We start from the raw sequence: 17,767 nt of genomic DNA on the forward strand, positions 1-17,767 counted from the left end.
CTTAACTCAAAAATCCTACGCAATCTCTCAATGAACTTCCCGTTTTTGCGGGCTGCAAAGGTAAAACCTTTATTCCATTTAGCCAAATCTTTTTTGAAAAATTTTTTAATCCCTTTTTCACTCCGATTCAACCTCAATATCTAATGAACTTCGCCTTGATTGCGGGTGCAAAAGTAGCACCTTTTTACTCTTCTCCAAACTATTTCTAAACTATTTTTTGCCTTCCCCTAAAACAATTACTTAACAAACTGATTACTAATCCTTAATATAACAAATTATTTTTAGGGGGTTTTCCCATTTTTGCTCTCAAATACTGATTTTACTGGCTCTTCCAACTATTTCCTATTTATAAAGCGCAAAATTATTCCTGAAAAGTATTGTCGTTTTTTACCAGAACCGATACCTGATCGCTATTTCGCTGCTAAAATCCGGTCTTCAATCTTTTCAAATAAGCTGTTTTTTTAAATACCAGGTTCCATTAAATATCAAAAAACTGCTTCGCTGATTTTCTGCTCCTATATATATAAGGAATAATTGGCCTGTTTCCTTTATAAAAAATATCCAAAAAAATGCAATCTTTAGTTCCTTTACCAATTTATCCGGCAAATTTCCAATCCGGAGTGAGCTAAATTCAATAGCATTTTTTGTTACCATTATAATATGGCAGGTTATTATTGCCATAAATCTGTAAAATTCCTTTTCTTGAAGTTTTTAAATGATTTTTTTCCTGCTCCTTTTTATACACGATACAAAAGGGAACGGCACACTTCCTTTCCCGGAATTTTATAAAAACAAAAAAGCGACAAGATTACTCTTGTCGCTTTTTTTGAATTTTATTGTTGTTTAATAACCGATAAACAATTATTAAATACTTTTAAAAGTTTACTTAGCTTTTTAAAGCTTCAGCACCACCAACGATTTCAAGGATCTCGTTTGTAATGGCAGCCTGACGTGCTTTGTTATAAGTAAGTTTCAACTGGTTTCTTAATTCGGTAGCATTATCCGTTGCTTTATGCATTGCTGTCATACGGGCACCATGTTCTGCCGCGAATGAATCTCTGATCGCTTTGTATAATTGTGTTTTTAACGACTTTGGAATTAAAGTCAACACAATTTCTTCTTTAGAAGGTTCAAAAATATAATCTGATGTTGCCACCTGAGTTCCTTCGATTGAAGCTAACGGTAAAAATTGTTCGGTCATCACGATTTGCGTAGCAGCATTTTTAAACTGATTGTATACCAATTCAATCTTGTCATACTCTCCGGCAACGAATTTTTCCATTAATGTTTCTGCAATAGCAGCAACACCTTCAAATGCCAGGTTATCATAGATAGCACTTTGGTTGTCGATAACATTATTGGTTTTTCTAAGTACGTCATTTCCTTTTTTACCAACAGTAATCACATCAATCTGTTTTCCTGCATAGGCTTCCGTAAGTGTTCTAACCTGTTTAAGAACGTTCGCATTGAAAGCTCCACAAAGTCCTCTGTTCGAAGTAATTGCAACAATCAATACTTTATTTACATCACGTTGATCCGCAAATTTTCCAGCAGCATCTCCTTCTAGTGACGCACTTAAATTTTGTATTAGCTCTGTTAATTTTTCGGCATAAGGGCGCATTGCTGTAATTGCATCTTGTGCTTTTTTCAGCTTAGCTGCAGACACCATTTTCATCGCAGATGTAATTTGCATCGTTGATGAAACAGAAGTAATCCTATTACGTATTTCCTTTAAATTTGCCATTTGTCGATTTGAAAATGAAATAATCTGAAAAATTTGAAGATGTCAGCCATCTTCAAATTTTCAAACTATCAAATTATTAATATTTTGCAGAAACTTCTTTAGCTACTTTTTCTAAAACGTCTGTAATTTCGTCTGTGAATTTACCCGCTTTTAAAGCATCAAGAGTATCTTTATGTTTCGCTTTTAAGAATTCTAAATAATCTTTTTCAAATTCTTTTACTTTATTAACAGGAACGTTTCTTAATAAGTTTTTCGTTCCGGCATAGATAATTGCAACCTGATCTTCTACAGTATACGGATCGTTTACTGCTTGTTTCAAGATTTCAACGTTACGTCTACCTTTTTCAATTACGTTTAAAGTAACCGCATCCAAATCAGATCCGAATTTCGCGAAAGCTTCTAATTCACGGAATTGTGCCTGGTCTAATTTTAATGTACCCGATACTTTTTTCATTGATTTGATCTGAGCGTTACCTCCAACACGTGATACAGAGATACCAACGTTAATCGCCGGACGTACACCAGAGTTGAATAAATCAGACTCCAGGAAGATCTGACCATCTGTAATCGAAATTACGTTTGTAGGGATATACGCAGAAACGTCACCCGCTTGTGTTTCGATAATTGGTAAAGCTGTTAACGAACCACCACCTTTAACGATTGGACGTAAAGATTCCGGTAAGTCATTCATGTTTTTAGCGATGCTATCATCAGCAATAACTTTTGCAGCACGCTCTAATAATCTTGAGTGAAGGTAGAAAACGTCTCCAGGATACGCCTCACGTCCTGGTGGACGACGTAATAATAAAGACACCTCACGGTAAGCCACCGCTTGTTTAGATAAATCATCATAAACAATTAAAGCCGGACGACCTGTATCACGGAAGTACTCCCCTACTGCTGCACCTGCGAAAGGAGCATAAACCTGCATTGGAGCAGGATCGGAAGCATTAGCAGCAACAATAACCGTATAAGCCATTGCTCCTTTTTCTTCTAATGTTTTAGCGATTCCGGCAACTGTAGAAGCTTTTTGTCCTACTGCAACATATATACAGAATACAGGTTTACCTGCATCGTAAAATTCTTTTTGGTTTAAGATTGTATCGATACAAACTGTTGTTTTACCAGTTTGACGGTCACCGATTACAAGCTCACGTTGTCCACGTCCAACAGGGATCATGGCATCTACCGATTTAATACCTGTTTGTAACGGTTCTGTTACCGGTTGACGGAAGATAACTCCAGGAGCTTTTCTTTCTAATGGCATTTCGTAAAGATCTCCACCGATAGGTCCTTTTCCATCGATAGGGAAACCTAGCGTGTTAACCACACGCCCTACCATTTCTTCACCAACTTTCAATGAAGCGATACGTTGTGTTCTCTTAACTGTTGACCCTTCTCTGATTCCAGTAGACGGACCTAATAATACCACACCTACATTATCTTCTTCAAGGTTTAATACAATTGCCTCTAACCCGTTTTCAAATTGCACTAACTCACCGTATTGTGCGTTAGATAAACCATAAACACGAGCGATACCGTCACCCACTTGAAGAACTGTTCCCACCTCTTCCAAAGTAGCTCCTGATTCAAAACCAGATAATTGTTTCTTTAATATTGCTGAAATTTCAGCAGGCTTAATTTCTGCCATCTTGATTTATAATTTAAACACCTTTCAGTGTGGTAAATATTAATTACTTAATTCTCTTTTTAATTCGCGCAATCTTGTTGCTATGGAAGCATTGTATTGCTTATCTCCTATTCTTAAAACAAATCCTCCAATAATTTCCGGGTCTACAATGTTTTCAATTGTAACGGATTTGTTTGAAAATTCTTTGATCTTCGCTAAAACTTTAGCTTCTAATTCCGGGGTGATAGGAAAAGCTGTTGTAACTTTTACTTTTTCAATTCCGTTCATTTCGTCAAACAAAGCGTTGTATTGCGTTGCAATTTCTGCAAGAATTTCAAATCTTTTGTTTTCTAAAAGCAATTGGAATAACCCTTTCGTTTCTGACTGAACAGAAGCAAATATTTCAGATAGTGCTGCATTTTTCACATCACCCTTTACAACCGGGTTCCCTAAAAAATCTTCCAGCTCTTTACTTTCATTTACAGCAGTAATGATGGTTTTCATATCCTCATTTACTGTTGCGGCATGACCGTTTGCATTAGCAATATCTAAAATTGCTTTTGCATATCTAATCGCAGCTCTTGCCATAAACGATTAATTTAATTTTACGTCATCTAACATTTTCTCAACCAATTTGGTTTGAGTATCCTTGTTAGCTAGTTCTTCTTTTAATAATTTCTCAGCAATTTCCAATGAAAGTGTAGACACATGGTTTTTCAATTCAACCATCGCTGCATTTTTCTCACTGTTGATTGTCGCTTTTGCCTGCTCAATCATTTTATCACCTTGAACCTGAGCTTCTGCTTTCGCATCAGCAATCATTTTTTCTTTAATTTCACGAGCTTCTTTAATCATTGTATCTCTTTCTGCTCTTGCTTCTGCTAATAATTTTTCGTTATCAGCTTTAAGGTTTTGCATTTCTTTCTTCGCATTTTCAGCTGAAGCGATTGCATTTTTAATACCTTCCTCACGAGCCGTGATAGAATCCATAATTGGCTTCCAGGCAAATTTAACTAAAAGCAGGATTAACACTAATAAGATAAGTGCTTGCCAAAAGAATAAACCGAATGAAAAATCGTTAATTAATTTCTCCATTATAATGAATATATTATGATTTAATTTTTTTCTTACTAATAAAACAACACCTGCAACCAACCGTTACAGGTATTGTTAAACTTTTTTCCTTTATTATTTTCCTAAGATTAAAGCAGCGAATGCTAAACCTTCTAATAAAGCAGCGATAATAATCATCGCTGTTTGAATTTTTCCAGCAGCTTCTGGCTGACGAGCAATAGCGTCCATAGCAGATCCACCGATTTTACCTAAACCTAAACCTGCTCCGATTACTACTAAACCAGCTCCGATTAAATTAAGACTTCCCATAAGTATATATTAAAAAAATTAAACTTCTAAATTAAATAATTACATTTTCTTCTTCGTGTCCATGATCATCATGGTGATGATCCTGAACCGCCATACCGATAAACAATGATGATAACATTGTAAAGATAAACGCTTGTAAGAATGCTACTAAAATTTCAATAACCGAAATAAATAGTGTCAAACCTAAAGAGATTGGCATATCGGCATAGATATTCTTTCCTACGAAGATCATAGCAATCAAACTCATGATTACAACGTGACCTGCAGTAATATTTGCAAATAAACGAATTAATAATGCAAATGGTTTTGTTAATGTTCCTAAAATCTCAATTGGCATTAAGATAATTTTCATTGGAACCGGAACACCCGGCATCCAGAAAATGTGTCCCCAGTAATCTTTATTCGCACTGAATTGTGTAATAAAGTAGGTAAACAAAGCCAAACAAACAGTTACAGCAATATTTCCGGTAACGTTAATTCCAAGAGGTGTCATTCCTAAAAGGTTTAACAACCAGATAAAGAAGAATACCGTTAACAGGTAACCCATGTATTTTCTGTACTTTTTCTCTCCGATGTTAGGAATAGCGATTTCGTCTCTGATAAAAAGAATCAGCGGCTCTAAAACTCTTCCGAAACCTGTAGGGATTGGTCCTTTTTTGTATGATTTTGCCAAACCGGTAAACATCAGCAATAATAACGCCGATACTACCAACATTGACACAACATTTTTAGTGATTGAAAAATCTAACGGTTTTACGTTAGCCGGGTGGTGGTGCTCATCATAAGTAATTGTACCGGCAGCATCTGTTTTATAGATTTTACCATGGTATAATTTATAATAGTTACCATCAACTTCCGCCACAGTTTCCCCGTGGTGTAATTTTGAAGAAGAGAATACCTTCAAGCCGTTATCAATTAAGATAACCGGCAAAGAGAAACCATAATGTTTACCTTCTTTTTCATCTGAAAAGAAAACAAAATCATGCGAATCCTGCAAGTGGTGTTCAATGTAAGCTGTTACTTTGTCTTTTGGATCCTGAGCTTCGTGCTCGTCTCCATGAGAAGCTTCATTGTGTGCTGCATCAGCAGTTACATGAGCCTCATGCGCCACTTCAGTTTTTACTTGAGTAGTGTCTACTACAGGGTTAGCTATAGCAACAGAAGAAAGCAGCCCTACAAAAGTTGCTAGAATAAATCTGACAGGTTTTTTTGAAATCACCATACCTTATTAAATATCTTAATTTTTACGGTCCTTAAATTTGGTGCAAAGGTACATTTTTAATTAATATTCCAAGATTATTGCCCCTCTTTTTTAGTGTATTTATGAATTTTTACTTCGTTTATTATTTCTTATTTAATAATCGTGAAGCCAAAACCACTTCTACCGCTAAAAAAGCAATAAAAATCATAAAAAAATTAATTTTCTCCATATAAGTACTCTCGGTATTGTCCTGAAGCACCGGTAACAGAAAAATATAACTTAACGCAAACTTAATACTGATTAGGACCAGAAAAACAAAACCTAACTGTTCGGGTTTTGTTTCGTTTATTTTTATTAAAATGAAAAGTAATACCAAAGAGAGGATAAAGAAGAACAGGTACACGGTATACACCGGATAATGAAATGCCTGATACGTTTGAGAAGGAATACCGAATTGAAATATCAGAATGTGTAAAAGCGCCACTGCGGGCATAATCTGAAACAAACGAAGTATTACATCATATTTTTTCCTGCTCATGAATTTTAATTTATTTATTTAATTGATTTACCTGCCTTATCACATTATAAAGCGCCACAAAAACACCTAACAACGTCAGGATTTTTACATATAAATCATTGGGATTCGGGTATTTGTCATCAAGCCAGCCGCCTAAATATGCAAACGCAAAAATTATTATCCCCATCTGGAACGGGATATTAATTAGTGCCAGCCACTTATTACGCGATTTTTTCTCCTGATCCTGATTCATCTTTAGCGATTGTTTTTACCACATTGCGCATCACACAGGACGCACTGAAATCGGCACCGGGTTCTACAGCAAGTTTCCCCACTATAGCTTCCCCTTTAATGGAGGCCTTGGATTTAATATTCAGAATGTCGGTCACTTCGATTTTTCCGTTGAATTTCCCTTCAATATCGGCTGTTTTACAGGAAATATCTCCTGTAACACTACCGGCAGGGCCAATAACCAACCGGCCTTTTGACGTGAAATTTCCAATCAGATGTCCGTCAAGTCTAAAATCGGCCTGAGAAATAATATCCCCTTTTATTGTAGTTCCTTCAACAATTCTATTGGTTTTCCCGAGTAAATCGGTATAGGATTTTTGTGGTTTATCAAACATGACTTATTTCTTTACAGAACAAAGTTAGGGAATAGTTTTATAATAGCCGCAATGCTCCGCATTAGCAGGAGCATTGTGTTTTTACTTATTTCAGCGTGGCCTTATAGGCTTCCAGATTTTTTTTGATCTGGATTACTTTATAATCTTCATTGGAAACAACAAATGGTGTTTCTGTTACTTTATAACCTTTAAAGTCTTTCAGCACACTTATTGTTGACTGTGCGGCTTCTTTACTGGAGAACCCGTGAACAATAACAAAGCTTTTATCGGCTGTGTACACATCGTTCGATAAGGTGATTTTATCACTGCTTCGGTCTGTGATGTATTTTTGCAGCTTGTCTGTCAGCACTTTTGTTTTGGCATCATTCGGATACGGAATTTCAAAGACCAGTTTCCAGCTCATCGGAGTTCCTTTACCCAGTTCCAGTTGTTCCAGTTTTGGGATATCGGTTTTAACCAGCACTTCCGCCTGTTTTCCTTCTTCGGCATTCGGATAGTTCAGCGCAACAAAGTTCAGGGCTTTTTTATATTCTTCCAGTCCTTTTAGTCGTCCTAACGTGTTTGCTTTTAAAAGTTCAAATTTCGGAACCATTTCGTCGCCGTTAAAGTTCTCGATAACCGGATCCAGCTGACTCAACACTTCCTGCAGCTGTCCTTTTTCATATTGTTTGAACAGGTTGTTGTACACTTCTGTCGGACTACCTGCAATAGCAGCATCAGACGCATTGTTCAATAATATCTGGGCATAGCGGCTATCCGGATATTCGGCCAGAATTTGCTGTTTCATAATTTCGGCTTTTGCCGGATCGATGATCTCGTATATTTTGAACAAGTTGTATTTTGCCGGCAGGACCAAACGTTCTTCCGGTTTATTGACCAGCAGTTTCTCCAATTTGGCAGCCGCCAGTTTGTATTCTTTAAATTTCTCTTTGTAAATCGTTCCCAGCTGGAAATAGGCAAAGTTGCGTTCTTTCGCCAGGCTGTCCAGTACTTTTTGCTCTGTAGGCAATTGTTTGATATAGAAATCCGGAGTATAACGTTCATCCTCCATTTTTGTTTTCGGATTTTCATCTACAACGGCGACATCCTGATTGTCTTTATTGTCTTCTTTATCAATACTTTCCTGGGTAGACCAACGCCAGTTGTCTTTTAAAGCTCTGTTCCCCCATTTTTTCTTAAATTCACTTCTTCCGTAAGCAACGGTTGACGGGTTATAGAAATAAAAGGTATTGGTCCCCGATCCGAGATTTGCAGCACTTTTAACAATACCGTTCTTTTTTTGTGTGTCTTCATCAGATGGCGGCAGCTGTTTGGACATCATTTGCATTGCCTCACTTTTCGAGGAAACATCCGGATTAGCCATACTTGCCGACTGTCCGTCGATAGCACCGCCGTTTTCGGCAATGTTTTTTGCCTTCTCTGCTTCCAGCGCTCTTTTGGCATCTTCTATTTTCAGCTTTTCAATATAAGCCTCATAATAGTTTCGCTGGTCGTTAGCATTTAATCCCGTTACATATAAGATACTGTCATTTACCCTGGCAATTCCTTCATATTTGATAACGTCATTAAGGTTTTCTCTTTTTTTCTTAATGGCAATAAACTCTCTTGTTTTTGGGTTTAGTTTTGACATTGTACTGTCATAGTATTGTCCGGCTACAAGGTATTTTGCATCGTCAAAATAGATTTCTGCCAAATTGCGGTAATTGGAAGCAATCAGGTAATTGTCCTGCGATATGGAACGCAGGGATTTATTGTAGAATTTTTTTGCCTGTATTTTTTTATCCTGTTTGTCGTAAAACAACGCAACCTGGTGATTGATCACATCCAGATACGGTCGGTTTTCACGATCTTCTGCCAGTTTGCCAAACTTTTCAAGGAATGCCAGCGTGTCTCCGGCTTTGTAATCAAATTGTGCGGCCTGTTTGGCATGTGCCTGAATAACATAACGGCGCGGCGATTTTCTTCGCATGTCAATAACCGACTGAAAAGAGGCAAACGCGCTGTCAGGATAATTCAAATCGCCATACAACTGTCCTAAGATAAAATGGTATCTTGCTTTTTCTTCGTTGTGTTTTGTTAAATTCCGGGCTGTTTTCAGGTTAACCACAGCACTGTCAATGGAACCCAGATTCATATATGCCTGTGCCAATATCGCATTGGCATCTGCCTGAACCTGTCCTTTCAGTTTGTTGTCTTCCAGTAGTTTTTTCAGGTTTTTGATCGCTAACGCTTCATTTTCCAGACGAATATTGGTTTTTTCTCTCCAAACTTTCGCTTCATATATTTTATCACTATTGGAATATTTATACAGGATATAGTTGAATGCTTCCAAAGCCGGAATGAACCGATTGTCATAATACCGGGCTTTTCCAAGCAGTAAGTGGGCTTCATCCATCTGAGGGTTTTTCTCGCCTCCGTCTATATACATGGAGTGTTTCTGAATGGCTTTGATAGCCTTCGTTTCTGCTCTGTCAAAATTTGCATTCTTTGCCTGTCCGGGTAATACTCCGGCTTCAATATCCTGCATACGTTCAACGGGCAGCACTTCCCAAAAATTATCTTTATAGGTTCCTTTTAATTCTTCTACTCCTTTATCGAAAGCGACCCCGCCGTTATATAAAATATTATATTCGGCAGTAACGGCATGATAATTTCTTCTTACAAGTGAGTTTTTCTTTGTGGAACAGGCCCACAGAAAAAGAAAAAGTCCAACGCCAAAAGCGTATCTGAATATCTTGGTTTTCAATATAAAAACGTTTTTAGTTCTTTAACTTCCAATTTCTTTTTTTAGTATAAAGAGAGGTAAAAATACGTTTCTTTTTGATATGTGGAAAATTTGACCTTAAAAAAGGGTTAAAAGAAAAAGAAATCCCCCGAATAACCGGGGGATAAAGTGTTATACTGCAAAGAATTCTTCAAGTTCCTGAAGGGTTTCTGCCGTGGTGTGTATGTCTTTTACCACCCTTCCTTTTTCAAGAGCAACGATACGGTCGCTCACCTCAATCGTGTGCAGCAGGTCATGGCTTGATACTAAAACCGTTACATTTGGATTAGCCGCCAGTTCCTTGATTATTTTTTTCAGACGGATTTGCGTTGTCGGATCCAGATTCGCAAACGGTTCGTCCAGAATAATAACTTCCGGGCTTCCGATTAATGTGGCGATAATACCCACTTTTTTCTGGTTTCCTTTAGACAGATCCCGCAGGTATTTTTTATTATTCAGAATTTCTCCGTTAAAGAAATCTTCGTGCTTTGCCAAAAGCGCATCCACATCGGCTTTATTTTGTCCGCGTAATTCCCCGATAAAATAGAAATATTCTTCCGGTGTTAAGTACCCGATCAGGAAGCTTTCATCGAGAAAAGCTGCCGTAAATGGTTTCCAGGCTTCACTGTTGTTCACCTGAACCGAATTGTTTATGATGTGTCCTGTTGACGGTTGGATCAAATCCAGCAACAGGCTGAAGAATGTTGTTTTCCCAGCACCGTTATTCCCAACTAATCCAAAGCTCTCTCCTTTTTTAATTTCAAGGTTTTCAATGTTCAATACGGTAGTACCGTTATATGTTTTTGATAGATTCGTTACGTGTATCATTATCTATACTTTATTTAATTAATAGCTTAATTTTTCTGTTTGTAGGCTGCAAGGGTTTTGTACTTCTCCGTTTTATAAACGCGTTCAATAATTGCAAACACTTTGTTTCTAAAAGCAAAACCGATAACACCGGCCGAAGCAACCAGTATAAATCCAAAAGTGGATCCCAAGGTATAATGCCCGATGGCATATAACAATAACGGCAATGCAATTTTTGGCAGTGCCAGCAGTAAGCTTTTTACATTAAAAGCCTGTTTGTCGCCAAATGCGTTTTTACTTGTTGACAGGTCAATCGGTGTTTTAACATAAGCACCGGCCCAAAGTACAACATGGGCATTTACCCCTAAATTGTAGATAGCTCCCACAAGAATAGCAGCATAAACTTCCCAGCCAAAATACAGGTAGAAAGAAGCCAGTACTGTTGAAATTACCGTGGCAATCACCATTAGCCACCACTTCGAATTCAGATAATCCCTGTATTTGATATTCTGGCTCATCATTAAAGGATAATAAGCACTGTCCCAGCTTGGCACAAACTGTCCGAAGTTTAGCAAGAAGCCACCGGTAACAAAAATTCCCGCAAAAATTTTCCAGTGTGGTGCACTATAGCTTTCAATCCCATTTGAGAAAAACAGCAGCCCGTAAAACAGGAATACCACACTCATGATGATGGTCATTTTGGAACGCTTGTTTCTTTTCAGAAGTTTGATATCGTTTTTAAGAAAGGTTCCCAAAGTTCCGAATTGGTTTAACCAGGTCAGGTTTTCTGTTCTGGCAATTTCGTGTTTCAACTCTAATCCGGCATCCAAATACAGATTCTTTTTAAAATATCTAAAGGTAATTTCATACAAAATACCACAAAGGATTACCGGAACGATTACCAGCCATTTCATCTCGTACAATCCCATAAAAAAGCTTCGGGTATACTGAGTGATATCAAACAGGTTATAATATTGTGATCCTGCAATTACAACGATAAGGCCAATTATGATATAAAGCAGCAGGTCCTTTTTATTAATGAGTATGTTTAAGTAGTTGTTTGCCAGGATCAACAGGATCATTCCCAAAAACCAGCAGCTAACTCCCAAAGGATCAAAACCTTCGATAAACAATACTACCGAAAAAGGAACCAGAAAGAACAGGTGCAATACATTAAAAAATGAAATCGCTGTTTTTCCTAACGTATAATTGACAATGCTGTTTTTCCTGATATTTATAAAAAGCAGTGGTTTAATATTCATTACCGGCGTTTTTTGCAGGAAAAACCGCATTATTAAATCCCCAAACAAATAGTAAATAATAAAGGTATTGACTACCGGAAACGGTTTCATCTGGCTTTCCTCAAGGATATAATACAGGGCAGCCCCTAATATTAAAAACAATGCGATAAAATATAACCCTGCTAAAATCATGAAAATCTTGAGCACCAGATTCGATGTGAATGAGGCGGATCGCAGGAATGATTTCCACTCTAAAGTGATAAAATGTTTTAACATGAAATTTATACTGTTTTATTTAAGGTTAGATGCGGCTTTATATCTTTTGTTACATATTATTTTATAATCTGATGCTTTTTAACAATTTCATTCATTTCTTCCTGAAATATTTTAGGCAGTATTTTCATACGGATATATAGGAAAAGGTATAGCAATACCAGCAGTATCGAGAATAGTAAAATGGTCCGGAATCCCATTTCGATCTTATTCATTATCTGGTATATAATATTAAAACCATTGCTCAGAAAGAGCAGCGGAAATGAGAAATAAATATTCTTCATGATACTTTCCAGCAGCCATTTTTTACCGGTTATTTTCTGCTGTTTTTTATTTTTATTCAGCCATAAAAACGCGGCTATTCCTTCTATAAAAAAGGTTATGACAAACAGTCCCAAAATACTGTAATCAGGATAATCGCTGCGGTTCAGTAACTGGAATACCACATAAACGGTTGCTATGACGAGGATAATTTTGGGCAATCTGAAAAAGCGTCTGAATTCTGCTAAAATCCGGCGGTTGTACTTTCCGGTTAATGCTGCCTGTCTTTCCTCCAGAATTGTTGTGAAGCCGAAAACTCCAAATTTCCGGAATTCGATTTTTAAGGCTTCATCAAAAGAGATTGCCGGATTAATAGCCCACTGTGCTTCAATTGCATTTGCCAAATGGTCTACCAGCTCCGTTTGTACGTCATAATATGCCACATAATGCTGACCGGTAAAAGCATATAGTTTTTCTATTTCTGTTTCATTTACCCTTCGGTCTGCCGTTTTGCCTGTATTCATCTTTTATACTATTCGATTATATTTGAAATTTGGGCTTTACCAGCACCTGCATGTTCTTAATAAATGTTTCTAATTCTGCCAGGCGGTTAACGGTTTCCTGTTCTCCGCTTGCGGTCAGCCTATAATATTTCCGGAGCCTGTTGTCTACTTTTTCCATTTCCACATCCAGAAAACCTTCTGCTTCCAGTTTGTGCAGCGCCGGATACAGCGCTCCTTCGGTAACATTCAGGTCGCCTTTGGTGATTTCCTTTACTTTTTGCGTAATTTCATAACCATACATCCTGCCGTTTTCTTCCAGCAAGCGCATGATAATTGTATTCAGGCTGCCTTTATATAATTGTGAATTCTTCATTTCCTGATTTTTTCCGACTCCAATATACATAATTTTCTTATGCATAAGAGTCCTGAGTATTATTTTTTTGCAAAAGGGATTTATCAAAGGCTATAGGTTTAGTACATTTGCAGCATAAACAATTGTAAACATGTCAACATTTCATTCTTTATTAATAAAAGAAGTCAGAAGAGAAACCGCACAGGCTGTTTCTGTTTCTTTTGATGTTCCGGAAAATTTAAAATCTGAATACCAATTTATCGCCGGTCAATACATTAATATAAAATATTCCCAGGACGGAAAAGAGATCCGCAGAGCCTATTCCATCTGTTCCTCTCCCTCCAGCGGTGAATTGCGTGTAGCGATTAAAGCGGTTTCGGACGGTTACTTTTCGAGAATAGCAAATGAAAAATTAAAAGAAGGTGATCGTATTGAAGTTGGCGTTCCGGAAGGAAAATTTACTTTTGAACCCAAACCGGACAATCAGCGCAATTATGCTGCATTTGCTGCCGGAAGCGGTATCACACCGGTTATGTCTATCATACAGGCTGTTTTAGAAGGAGAACCAAACAGTACTTTTGTTCTGGTTTACGGAAACAAATCGCCAGAGGATACTATTTTTTATAAAAAACTGCATGATTTACAACTGCAATACGTAGGTCGTTTCTTTGTACACTATGTATTCAGCCAGGCTAAAGCCGAAGATTCCATTTTTGGAAGAATTGAGCGTTCTACCGTTAATTTTGTAATCAAGAACAAACATGCTTCGCTAACATTCGCCAAATATTATTTGTGTGGTCCGGAAGAAATGATTGCGACCGTAAGCGGTGTTTTAAAAGAGCAGAATGTTCCTGAAAAAGATATTAAGTTTGAGCTTTTCACAACATCCTCTACAGAAACTAAAATTGAAAATACTTTAGGCGGGCATACTAAAATCACGGTTTTGGTTGACGATGAAGAGGTTACTTTCGAAATGGCTCAAAAGCAAACCATTCTTGAAGCAGCTTTAAAACAAGGTGTTGATGCCCCATATTCCTGTCAGGGCGGTATTTGCAGCAGCTGTCTGGCAAAAATAACAAGTGGCAGCGCCGAAATGCGAAAAAATTCCATCTTAACCGACAAAGAAATTGCCTCAGGATTAATTTTAACCTGTCAGGCACATCCAACATCCAGTGAAATCTATATCGATTACGACGATGTATAATATAAAGCATAAAAAAACGCCCTTAGTTCTAAGGGCGTTTTTTTATGCTTATTCGTTATAATACCGATTCAATTTTAGCGATCACGCTTTCCGGCGAAATGGTGTGCATCACGTCTTCATATCCTTCTACCGTTTTATTTCCGTAAACAGACGTTGGCAGCAACGGATAACGGGTTCTGTCCGGAATCAGTGAGTTTTCCATCGGCTGGTTAAACGGCAGGAATCCGGCATAAGGATGGGTTGCTCCCCAAAGGGTAATCACCTTTATTCCTAACATTGCAGCAATATGACCGTTTCCGGAATCCATACTGACCATAACATCGAGATTACTGATTACTTCCATTTCCTGTGGTAATTTCAGTTTTCCGGCAACCACGATTATATTTTCCTGTCCTTTGCTTAATTTGTTCAGGCTATCCACTTCATCCTGTCCGCCGCCAAAAAGAAAGATCGTATAGTCTTTGTTTTGCGCCAGTTTATCAATTACCTGCTGTATTAAATCCAGCGGGTACATTTTTGTTTCATATTGTGCAAAAGGGGCAATTCCAATCCATTTCCCATTTTTTGTTCCCACAACCTCAAGGCTCATGGCGCTGAGTTCTTTTTTTGCCGGAAAAACAGGGTGTTGCAGATCAATCGGGAAACCGAGTTTATTAAACGCCAAAGCATGTCGTTCGAAAGTAGACAGCAGGGGTTTGAAAATTTTGTTTTCGGCTCTTGTCAGTTCCTCTTTCTCTTTTCTTCCCTTGTCCATAAACGTTACTCTTTTTCCCGTTAAGGCAAATAACTTACGGATAACTTTCGAGCGGATTGCATTGTGCAGATCGGCTACAGCATCGGCTTTTAGTTTTGTCAGGTCATAGAACAACCGCAACAGACCGGTAGGTCCTTCGTGTCTTCCCTGCAGATCAACATTAAAAAACGCAACGCCGGGAATATCCTCAAAAAAGGGCTTGAAAAACGGCCTCGATACCACCGTGACTTTCACATTGGGATATTGGGAAACAAAAGCCCGCAGCACCGGTGCGATCATGGCAACATCGCCCATTGCTGAAAGTCTTATTACTAAAATGTGTTTAATTTTAGACATGTGCCTTAAGGCTACTTTTTATTCTGGTACAAAACCGGGTTCAACTCATCGTCATTATACATCTTCATTTGTTTGTACACCTTCATGTACTTATCACCGTTTTCAATGTCGGTTAACAAATCATCAATAGCAGTGGTCAGATCTTTTTTCTGTTCCAATAAAACGTTTAGTTTTTCCTGGCATTTTGCTCTATGTTCTTCGCTGGCTTCTTTACGATTTGCTTCTTCATTCATGTGATAAATTTTCAATGCCAGTATCGACAAACGATCCAGTGCCCAAGCCGGACTTTCGGAGTTGATTTTTGCCGTTGGTTTTACATTTACTGTTGCAAACTTCTGAAGAAAATAGCTGTCGATATATTCTACCATATCCGTTCTTTCCTGGTTGGACGCATCGATTCTTCTTTTTAAAATCAAGGCTGCTTCCGGATTAATCTTCGGGTCACGGATAATGTCTTCAAAATGCCATTGAACCGTATCAATCCAGTTTTTCAGATATAATAAATGTTCAATTTTATCTTTTGGATAAGGGTTATTTATGGGTTGATCGACATTATCAAACTTATGATAATCGGTGATACTTTCCTCAAAAATAGAAAAGGCAAATTGTGAAAACATAGTTTAAATTTTATTTACAAATATAGTTTTTATACTTTTATCCTACTAATACAAATTTTACACTAAATGCGCATTCATTATATTTCCGAAAACAACAGTATTCTCAATCATTTTTTATCTCAAATCCGCGATGTAAATGTCCAGAAAGACAGCATGCGTTTTCGTAAAAATATAGAACGTATTGGTGAAGTCATGGCCTATGAGCTAAGCAAGATCCTAACCTATAAAGAGGTTAATATCCAAACACCGCTGGGCATCAAAAAAACGACCGCTTTAGAAGACAATGTTGTTTTGTGTTCCATTCTGAGAGCCGGTCTGGCATTGCATACCGGGTTTATGAATTTCTTTGATGATGCCGAAAACGGCTTTGTGTCGGCAATGCGCCATCACCCGAATAACGACGATTATTTTGATATTTTAGTAGAGTATCAGGCCGCTCCTTCTTTTGAAAATAAAAACCTGATCCTGATTGATCCGATGTTAGCCACCGGACAGTCGCTGGTTGCTGTTTTTAATAAATTAATGACTGCCGAAACACCTAAAGAAATTCACATTGCCGTAGTTATTGCTACTCCGGAAGGAATTGCCTATCTGGAAAATAACCTGCCGGATAACTGCCACCTTTGGGTAGCGGCTCTGGACGAAGGTCTGAACGAAAAAAATTATATTGTTCCGGGATTAGGTGATGCCGGCGACCTGGCTTACGGCAGCAAATTATAATACCTGGGCAAAAAAGATAAAGAAACTAATGGCTACAAGGGAATACAATACGCCTTCTCTTGTCCATTTGTTATCGATATTTTCTATAAAATTGGTTCCCATAACCGCTAACGGGAAAAAGGTAAAAGCCAGAAAACTGTTGTTTTTACTTGACGACAATACATAAATCCCGACTCCTAATAAAAAGGAAAAAAGAATTTTCTTGTACGACGACTGCATATTCAGCGGACGGTTGGAAAGTGCCAGCAACTGCGTGGCAAAAAACAGTACCGCTATCGATGAAAAAAGTGCCAGGGCAATGTTCTGGTATACGTTTTCAAAATAGGTAAAATCAAAACTGATATAGGCTTTCTCCATTACTAAAAGCAACAGGTTCTTGTCCCATACTATTACCGCAAAAACAAAAATTATCAGCACTGTAAACAGGGCAATAAACGGAATGATCCAGTTGCGATAATCTCTCGAAACGTGGAAAATAATGGACACAAATACTAAAATCAAAAAAAGTATACTCCAGAAATGGAATAGTGTCGCCACAAATATCCATAACGACGCATCAAAGATTTTTTCTTTCGGGGTTATTAACGACTGCAACGAAATTAAGCGTCGAAGCGACAATAGTATAAAAAAGTTCGCAATTATGATATTGGTGTTTATCAAAACCGACGGAAACAGGATCAGAAAAAGCAGGAACAGAAAGGGTGTATAACTGTTATCTTTTGTCAATCCGTTTCTTTTACTGATGAATCTTACTAAAAATAACGACCCCAATAGCAGTAAGAATGAACCTATTTTTTGAACCACTGTTGTATAGTGTTCCATCCAGCTCAGGTC

19 protein-coding genes are annotated in these 17,767 nt (G+C 37.7%); 2 read left to right on the forward strand and 17 right to left on the reverse strand.

The genetic code is table 11. The features are described 5' to 3' along the window. Positions 1 to 886: 886 nt before the first annotated feature. From atpG to BGO42_RS05435, 14 genes are all read right to left on the reverse strand, one after another. Positions 887 to 1,744 (reverse strand): ATP synthase F1 subunit gamma, encoded by an 858-nt coding sequence (gene atpG, locus BGO42_RS05370; protein WP_177730823.1) that lies wholly within the window; start codon positions 1,742 to 1,744, stop codon positions 887 to 889. Between the two features lie 76 nt (positions 1,745 to 1,820). Further along, on the reverse strand, positions 1,821 to 3,395 hold the full coding sequence (atpA, locus tag BGO42_RS05375; protein ID WP_177730825.1) for a F0F1 ATP synthase subunit alpha: 1,575 nt from the start codon (positions 3,393 to 3,395) through the stop codon (positions 1,821 to 1,823). Between the two features lie 39 nt (positions 3,396 to 3,434). After that, positions 3,435 to 3,962, reverse strand: coding sequence for an ATP synthase F1 subunit delta (gene atpH / locus BGO42_RS05380; RefSeq protein WP_177730827.1), 528 nt, complete (start codon positions 3,960 to 3,962; stop codon positions 3,435 to 3,437). 6 nt (positions 3,963 to 3,968) lie between these two features. Beyond that, positions 3,969 to 4,469 (reverse strand): F0F1 ATP synthase subunit B, encoded by a 501-nt coding sequence (locus BGO42_RS05385; RefSeq protein WP_177730828.1) that lies wholly within the window; start codon positions 4,467 to 4,469, stop codon positions 3,969 to 3,971. Between the two features lie 93 nt (positions 4,470 to 4,562). Next, positions 4,563 to 4,757 carry an ATP synthase F0 subunit C gene (gene atpE, locus BGO42_RS05390; protein ID WP_136404294.1) on the reverse strand — a complete coding sequence of 65 codons (195 nt, stop codon included), beginning with the start codon at positions 4,755 to 4,757 and terminating at the stop codon, positions 4,563 to 4,565. 31 nt (positions 4,758 to 4,788) lie between these two features. After that, entirely contained in the window at positions 4,789 to 5,979 is a 1,191-nt protein-coding gene (gene atpB / locus BGO42_RS05395; protein ID WP_177730830.1) for a F0F1 ATP synthase subunit A, read from the reverse strand. A 121-nt stretch (positions 5,980 to 6,100) separates the two neighbouring features. Further along, on the reverse strand, positions 6,101 to 6,496 hold the full coding sequence (locus tag BGO42_RS05400) for a hypothetical protein (protein ID WP_273246542.1): 396 nt from the start codon (positions 6,494 to 6,496) through the stop codon (positions 6,101 to 6,103). 10 nt (positions 6,497 to 6,506) lie between these two features. Then, positions 6,507 to 6,728, reverse strand: coding sequence for an AtpZ/AtpI family protein (locus tag BGO42_RS05405; RefSeq protein WP_273246543.1), 222 nt, complete (start codon positions 6,726 to 6,728; stop codon positions 6,507 to 6,509). Continuing rightward, positions 6,697 to 7,101, reverse strand: a complete 405-nt coding sequence (locus tag BGO42_RS05410) for a bactofilin family protein (protein WP_177730836.1) — start codon at positions 7,099 to 7,101, stop codon at positions 6,697 to 6,699. Before BGO42_RS05410 ends, BGO42_RS05405 begins: the two co-directional genes overlap by 32 nt. 85 nt (positions 7,102 to 7,186) lie before the next feature. Further along, positions 7,187 to 9,847, reverse strand: coding sequence for a type IX secretion system periplasmic lipoprotein PorW/SprE (porW, locus tag BGO42_RS05415; RefSeq protein ID WP_273246544.1), 2,661 nt, complete (start codon positions 9,845 to 9,847; stop codon positions 7,187 to 7,189). 150 nt (positions 9,848 to 9,997) lie between these two features. Continuing rightward, on the reverse strand, positions 9,998 to 10,693 hold the full coding sequence (locus BGO42_RS05420; RefSeq protein WP_177730840.1) for an ABC transporter ATP-binding protein: 696 nt from the start codon (positions 10,691 to 10,693) through the stop codon (positions 9,998 to 10,000). 26 nt (positions 10,694 to 10,719) lie between these two features. Further along, positions 10,720 to 12,189 carry a DUF5687 family protein gene (locus BGO42_RS05425; RefSeq protein WP_273246545.1) on the reverse strand — a complete coding sequence of 490 codons (1,470 nt, stop codon included), beginning with the start codon at positions 12,187 to 12,189 and terminating at the stop codon, positions 10,720 to 10,722. 56 nt (positions 12,190 to 12,245) lie between these two features. Continuing rightward, positions 12,246 to 12,971 carry a hypothetical protein gene (locus BGO42_RS05430; RefSeq protein WP_273246546.1) on the reverse strand — a complete coding sequence of 242 codons (726 nt, stop codon included), beginning with the start codon at positions 12,969 to 12,971 and terminating at the stop codon, positions 12,246 to 12,248. A 16-nt stretch (positions 12,972 to 12,987) separates the two neighbouring features. After that, entirely contained in the window at positions 12,988 to 13,323 is a 336-nt protein-coding gene (locus BGO42_RS05435) for a PadR family transcriptional regulator (RefSeq protein WP_273246547.1), read from the reverse strand. Between the two features lie 130 nt (positions 13,324 to 13,453). Between BGO42_RS05435 and BGO42_RS05440 the strand changes: the two genes are divergently transcribed. Beyond that, positions 13,454 to 14,506 carry a ferredoxin--NADP reductase gene (locus BGO42_RS05440; RefSeq protein WP_273246548.1) on the forward strand — a complete coding sequence of 351 codons (1,053 nt, stop codon included), beginning with the start codon at positions 13,454 to 13,456 and terminating at the stop codon, positions 14,504 to 14,506. Positions 14,507 to 14,561: 55 nt separating this feature from the next. Here the strand turns inward: BGO42_RS05440 and BGO42_RS05445 are convergent, their stop codons facing one another. After that, positions 14,562 to 15,596 carry a glycosyltransferase family 9 protein gene (locus BGO42_RS05445; RefSeq protein WP_273246549.1) on the reverse strand — a complete coding sequence of 345 codons (1,035 nt, stop codon included), beginning with the start codon at positions 15,594 to 15,596 and terminating at the stop codon, positions 14,562 to 14,564. 11 nt (positions 15,597 to 15,607) lie between these two features. Then, positions 15,608 to 16,213: a DUF4254 domain-containing protein gene (locus tag BGO42_RS05450; RefSeq protein WP_273246550.1), complete on the reverse strand. Its 606-nt coding sequence runs from the start codon at positions 16,211 to 16,213 to the stop codon at positions 15,608 to 15,610. Positions 16,214 to 16,279: 66 nt separating this feature from the next. Here BGO42_RS05450 and upp point away from each other — a divergent pair, with 66 nt between their 5' ends. Then, complete coding sequence (upp, locus tag BGO42_RS05455) at positions 16,280 to 16,933, forward strand: uracil phosphoribosyltransferase (protein WP_177730854.1); 654 nt, start codon at positions 16,280 to 16,282, stop codon at positions 16,931 to 16,933. On the opposite strand, the gene BGO42_RS05460 is transcribed toward upp, so the two are convergent. Then, a complete protein-coding gene (locus tag BGO42_RS05460) occupies positions 16,928 to 17,755 on the reverse strand; it encodes a DUF6427 family protein (RefSeq protein WP_502686358.1) in 828 nt (275 codons plus the stop codon). The genes upp and BGO42_RS05460 overlap by 6 nt on opposite strands. Positions 17,756 to 17,767 lie beyond the last annotated feature (12 nt).

It is taken from the genome of Flavobacterium sp. 40-81 (genome assembly GCF_001898245.1).
GTDB classification, from domain to species: domain Bacteria; phylum Bacteroidota; class Bacteroidia; order Flavobacteriales; family Flavobacteriaceae; genus Flavobacterium; species Flavobacterium inviolabile.

Excerpts from the sequence above, each read along its gene's own strand:
- atpG (WP_177730823.1), bottom strand. The coding sequence starts at position 1,744 with ATGGCAAATTTAAAGGAAATACGTAATAGGATTACTTCTGTTTCATCA.
- atpA (WP_177730825.1), bottom strand. The coding sequence starts at position 3,395 with ATGGCAGAAATTAAGCCTGCTGAAATTTCAGCAATATTAAAGAAACAA.
- atpH (WP_177730827.1), bottom strand. The coding sequence starts at position 3,962 with ATGGCAAGAGCTGCGATTAGATATGCAAAAGCAATTTTAGATATTGCT.
- BGO42_RS05385 (WP_177730828.1), bottom strand. The coding sequence starts at position 4,469 with ATGGAGAAATTAATTAACGATTTTTCATTCGGTTTATTCTTTTGGCAA.
- atpE (WP_136404294.1), bottom strand. The coding sequence starts at position 4,757 with ATGGGAAGTCTTAATTTAATCGGAGCTGGTTTAGTAGTAATCGGAGCA.
- atpB (WP_177730830.1), bottom strand. The coding sequence starts at position 5,979 with ATGGTGATTTCAAAAAAACCTGTCAGATTTATTCTAGCAACTTTTGTA.
- BGO42_RS05400 (WP_273246542.1), bottom strand. The coding sequence starts at position 6,496 with ATGAGCAGGAAAAAATATGATGTAATACTTCGTTTGTTTCAGATTATG.
- BGO42_RS05405 (WP_273246543.1), bottom strand. The coding sequence starts at position 6,728 with ATGAATCAGGATCAGGAGAAAAAATCGCGTAATAAGTGGCTGGCACTA.
- BGO42_RS05410 (WP_177730836.1), bottom strand. The coding sequence starts at position 7,101 with ATGTTTGATAAACCACAAAAATCCTATACCGATTTACTCGGGAAAACC.
- BGO42_RS05420 (WP_177730840.1), bottom strand. The coding sequence starts at position 10,693 with ATGATACACGTAACGAATCTATCAAAAACATATAACGGTACTACCGTA.
- BGO42_RS05425 (WP_273246545.1), bottom strand. The coding sequence starts at position 12,189 with ATGTTAAAACATTTTATCACTTTAGAGTGGAAATCATTCCTGCGATCC.
- BGO42_RS05430 (WP_273246546.1), bottom strand. The coding sequence starts at position 12,971 with ATGAATACAGGCAAAACGGCAGACCGAAGGGTAAATGAAACAGAAATA.
- BGO42_RS05435 (WP_273246547.1), bottom strand. The coding sequence starts at position 13,323 with ATGAAGAATTCACAATTATATAAAGGCAGCCTGAATACAATTATCATG.
- BGO42_RS05440 (WP_273246548.1), top strand. The coding sequence starts at position 13,454 with ATGTCAACATTTCATTCTTTATTAATAAAAGAAGTCAGAAGAGAAACC.
- BGO42_RS05445 (WP_273246549.1), bottom strand. The coding sequence starts at position 15,596 with ATGTCTAAAATTAAACACATTTTAGTAATAAGACTTTCAGCAATGGGC.
- BGO42_RS05450 (WP_273246550.1), bottom strand. The coding sequence starts at position 16,213 with ATGTTTTCACAATTTGCCTTTTCTATTTTTGAGGAAAGTATCACCGAT.
- upp (WP_177730854.1), top strand. The coding sequence starts at position 16,280 with ATGCGCATTCATTATATTTCCGAAAACAACAGTATTCTCAATCATTTT.
- BGO42_RS05460 (WP_502686358.1), bottom strand. The coding sequence starts at position 17,755 with ATGGAACACTATACAACAGTGGTTCAAAAAATAGGTTCATTCTTACTG.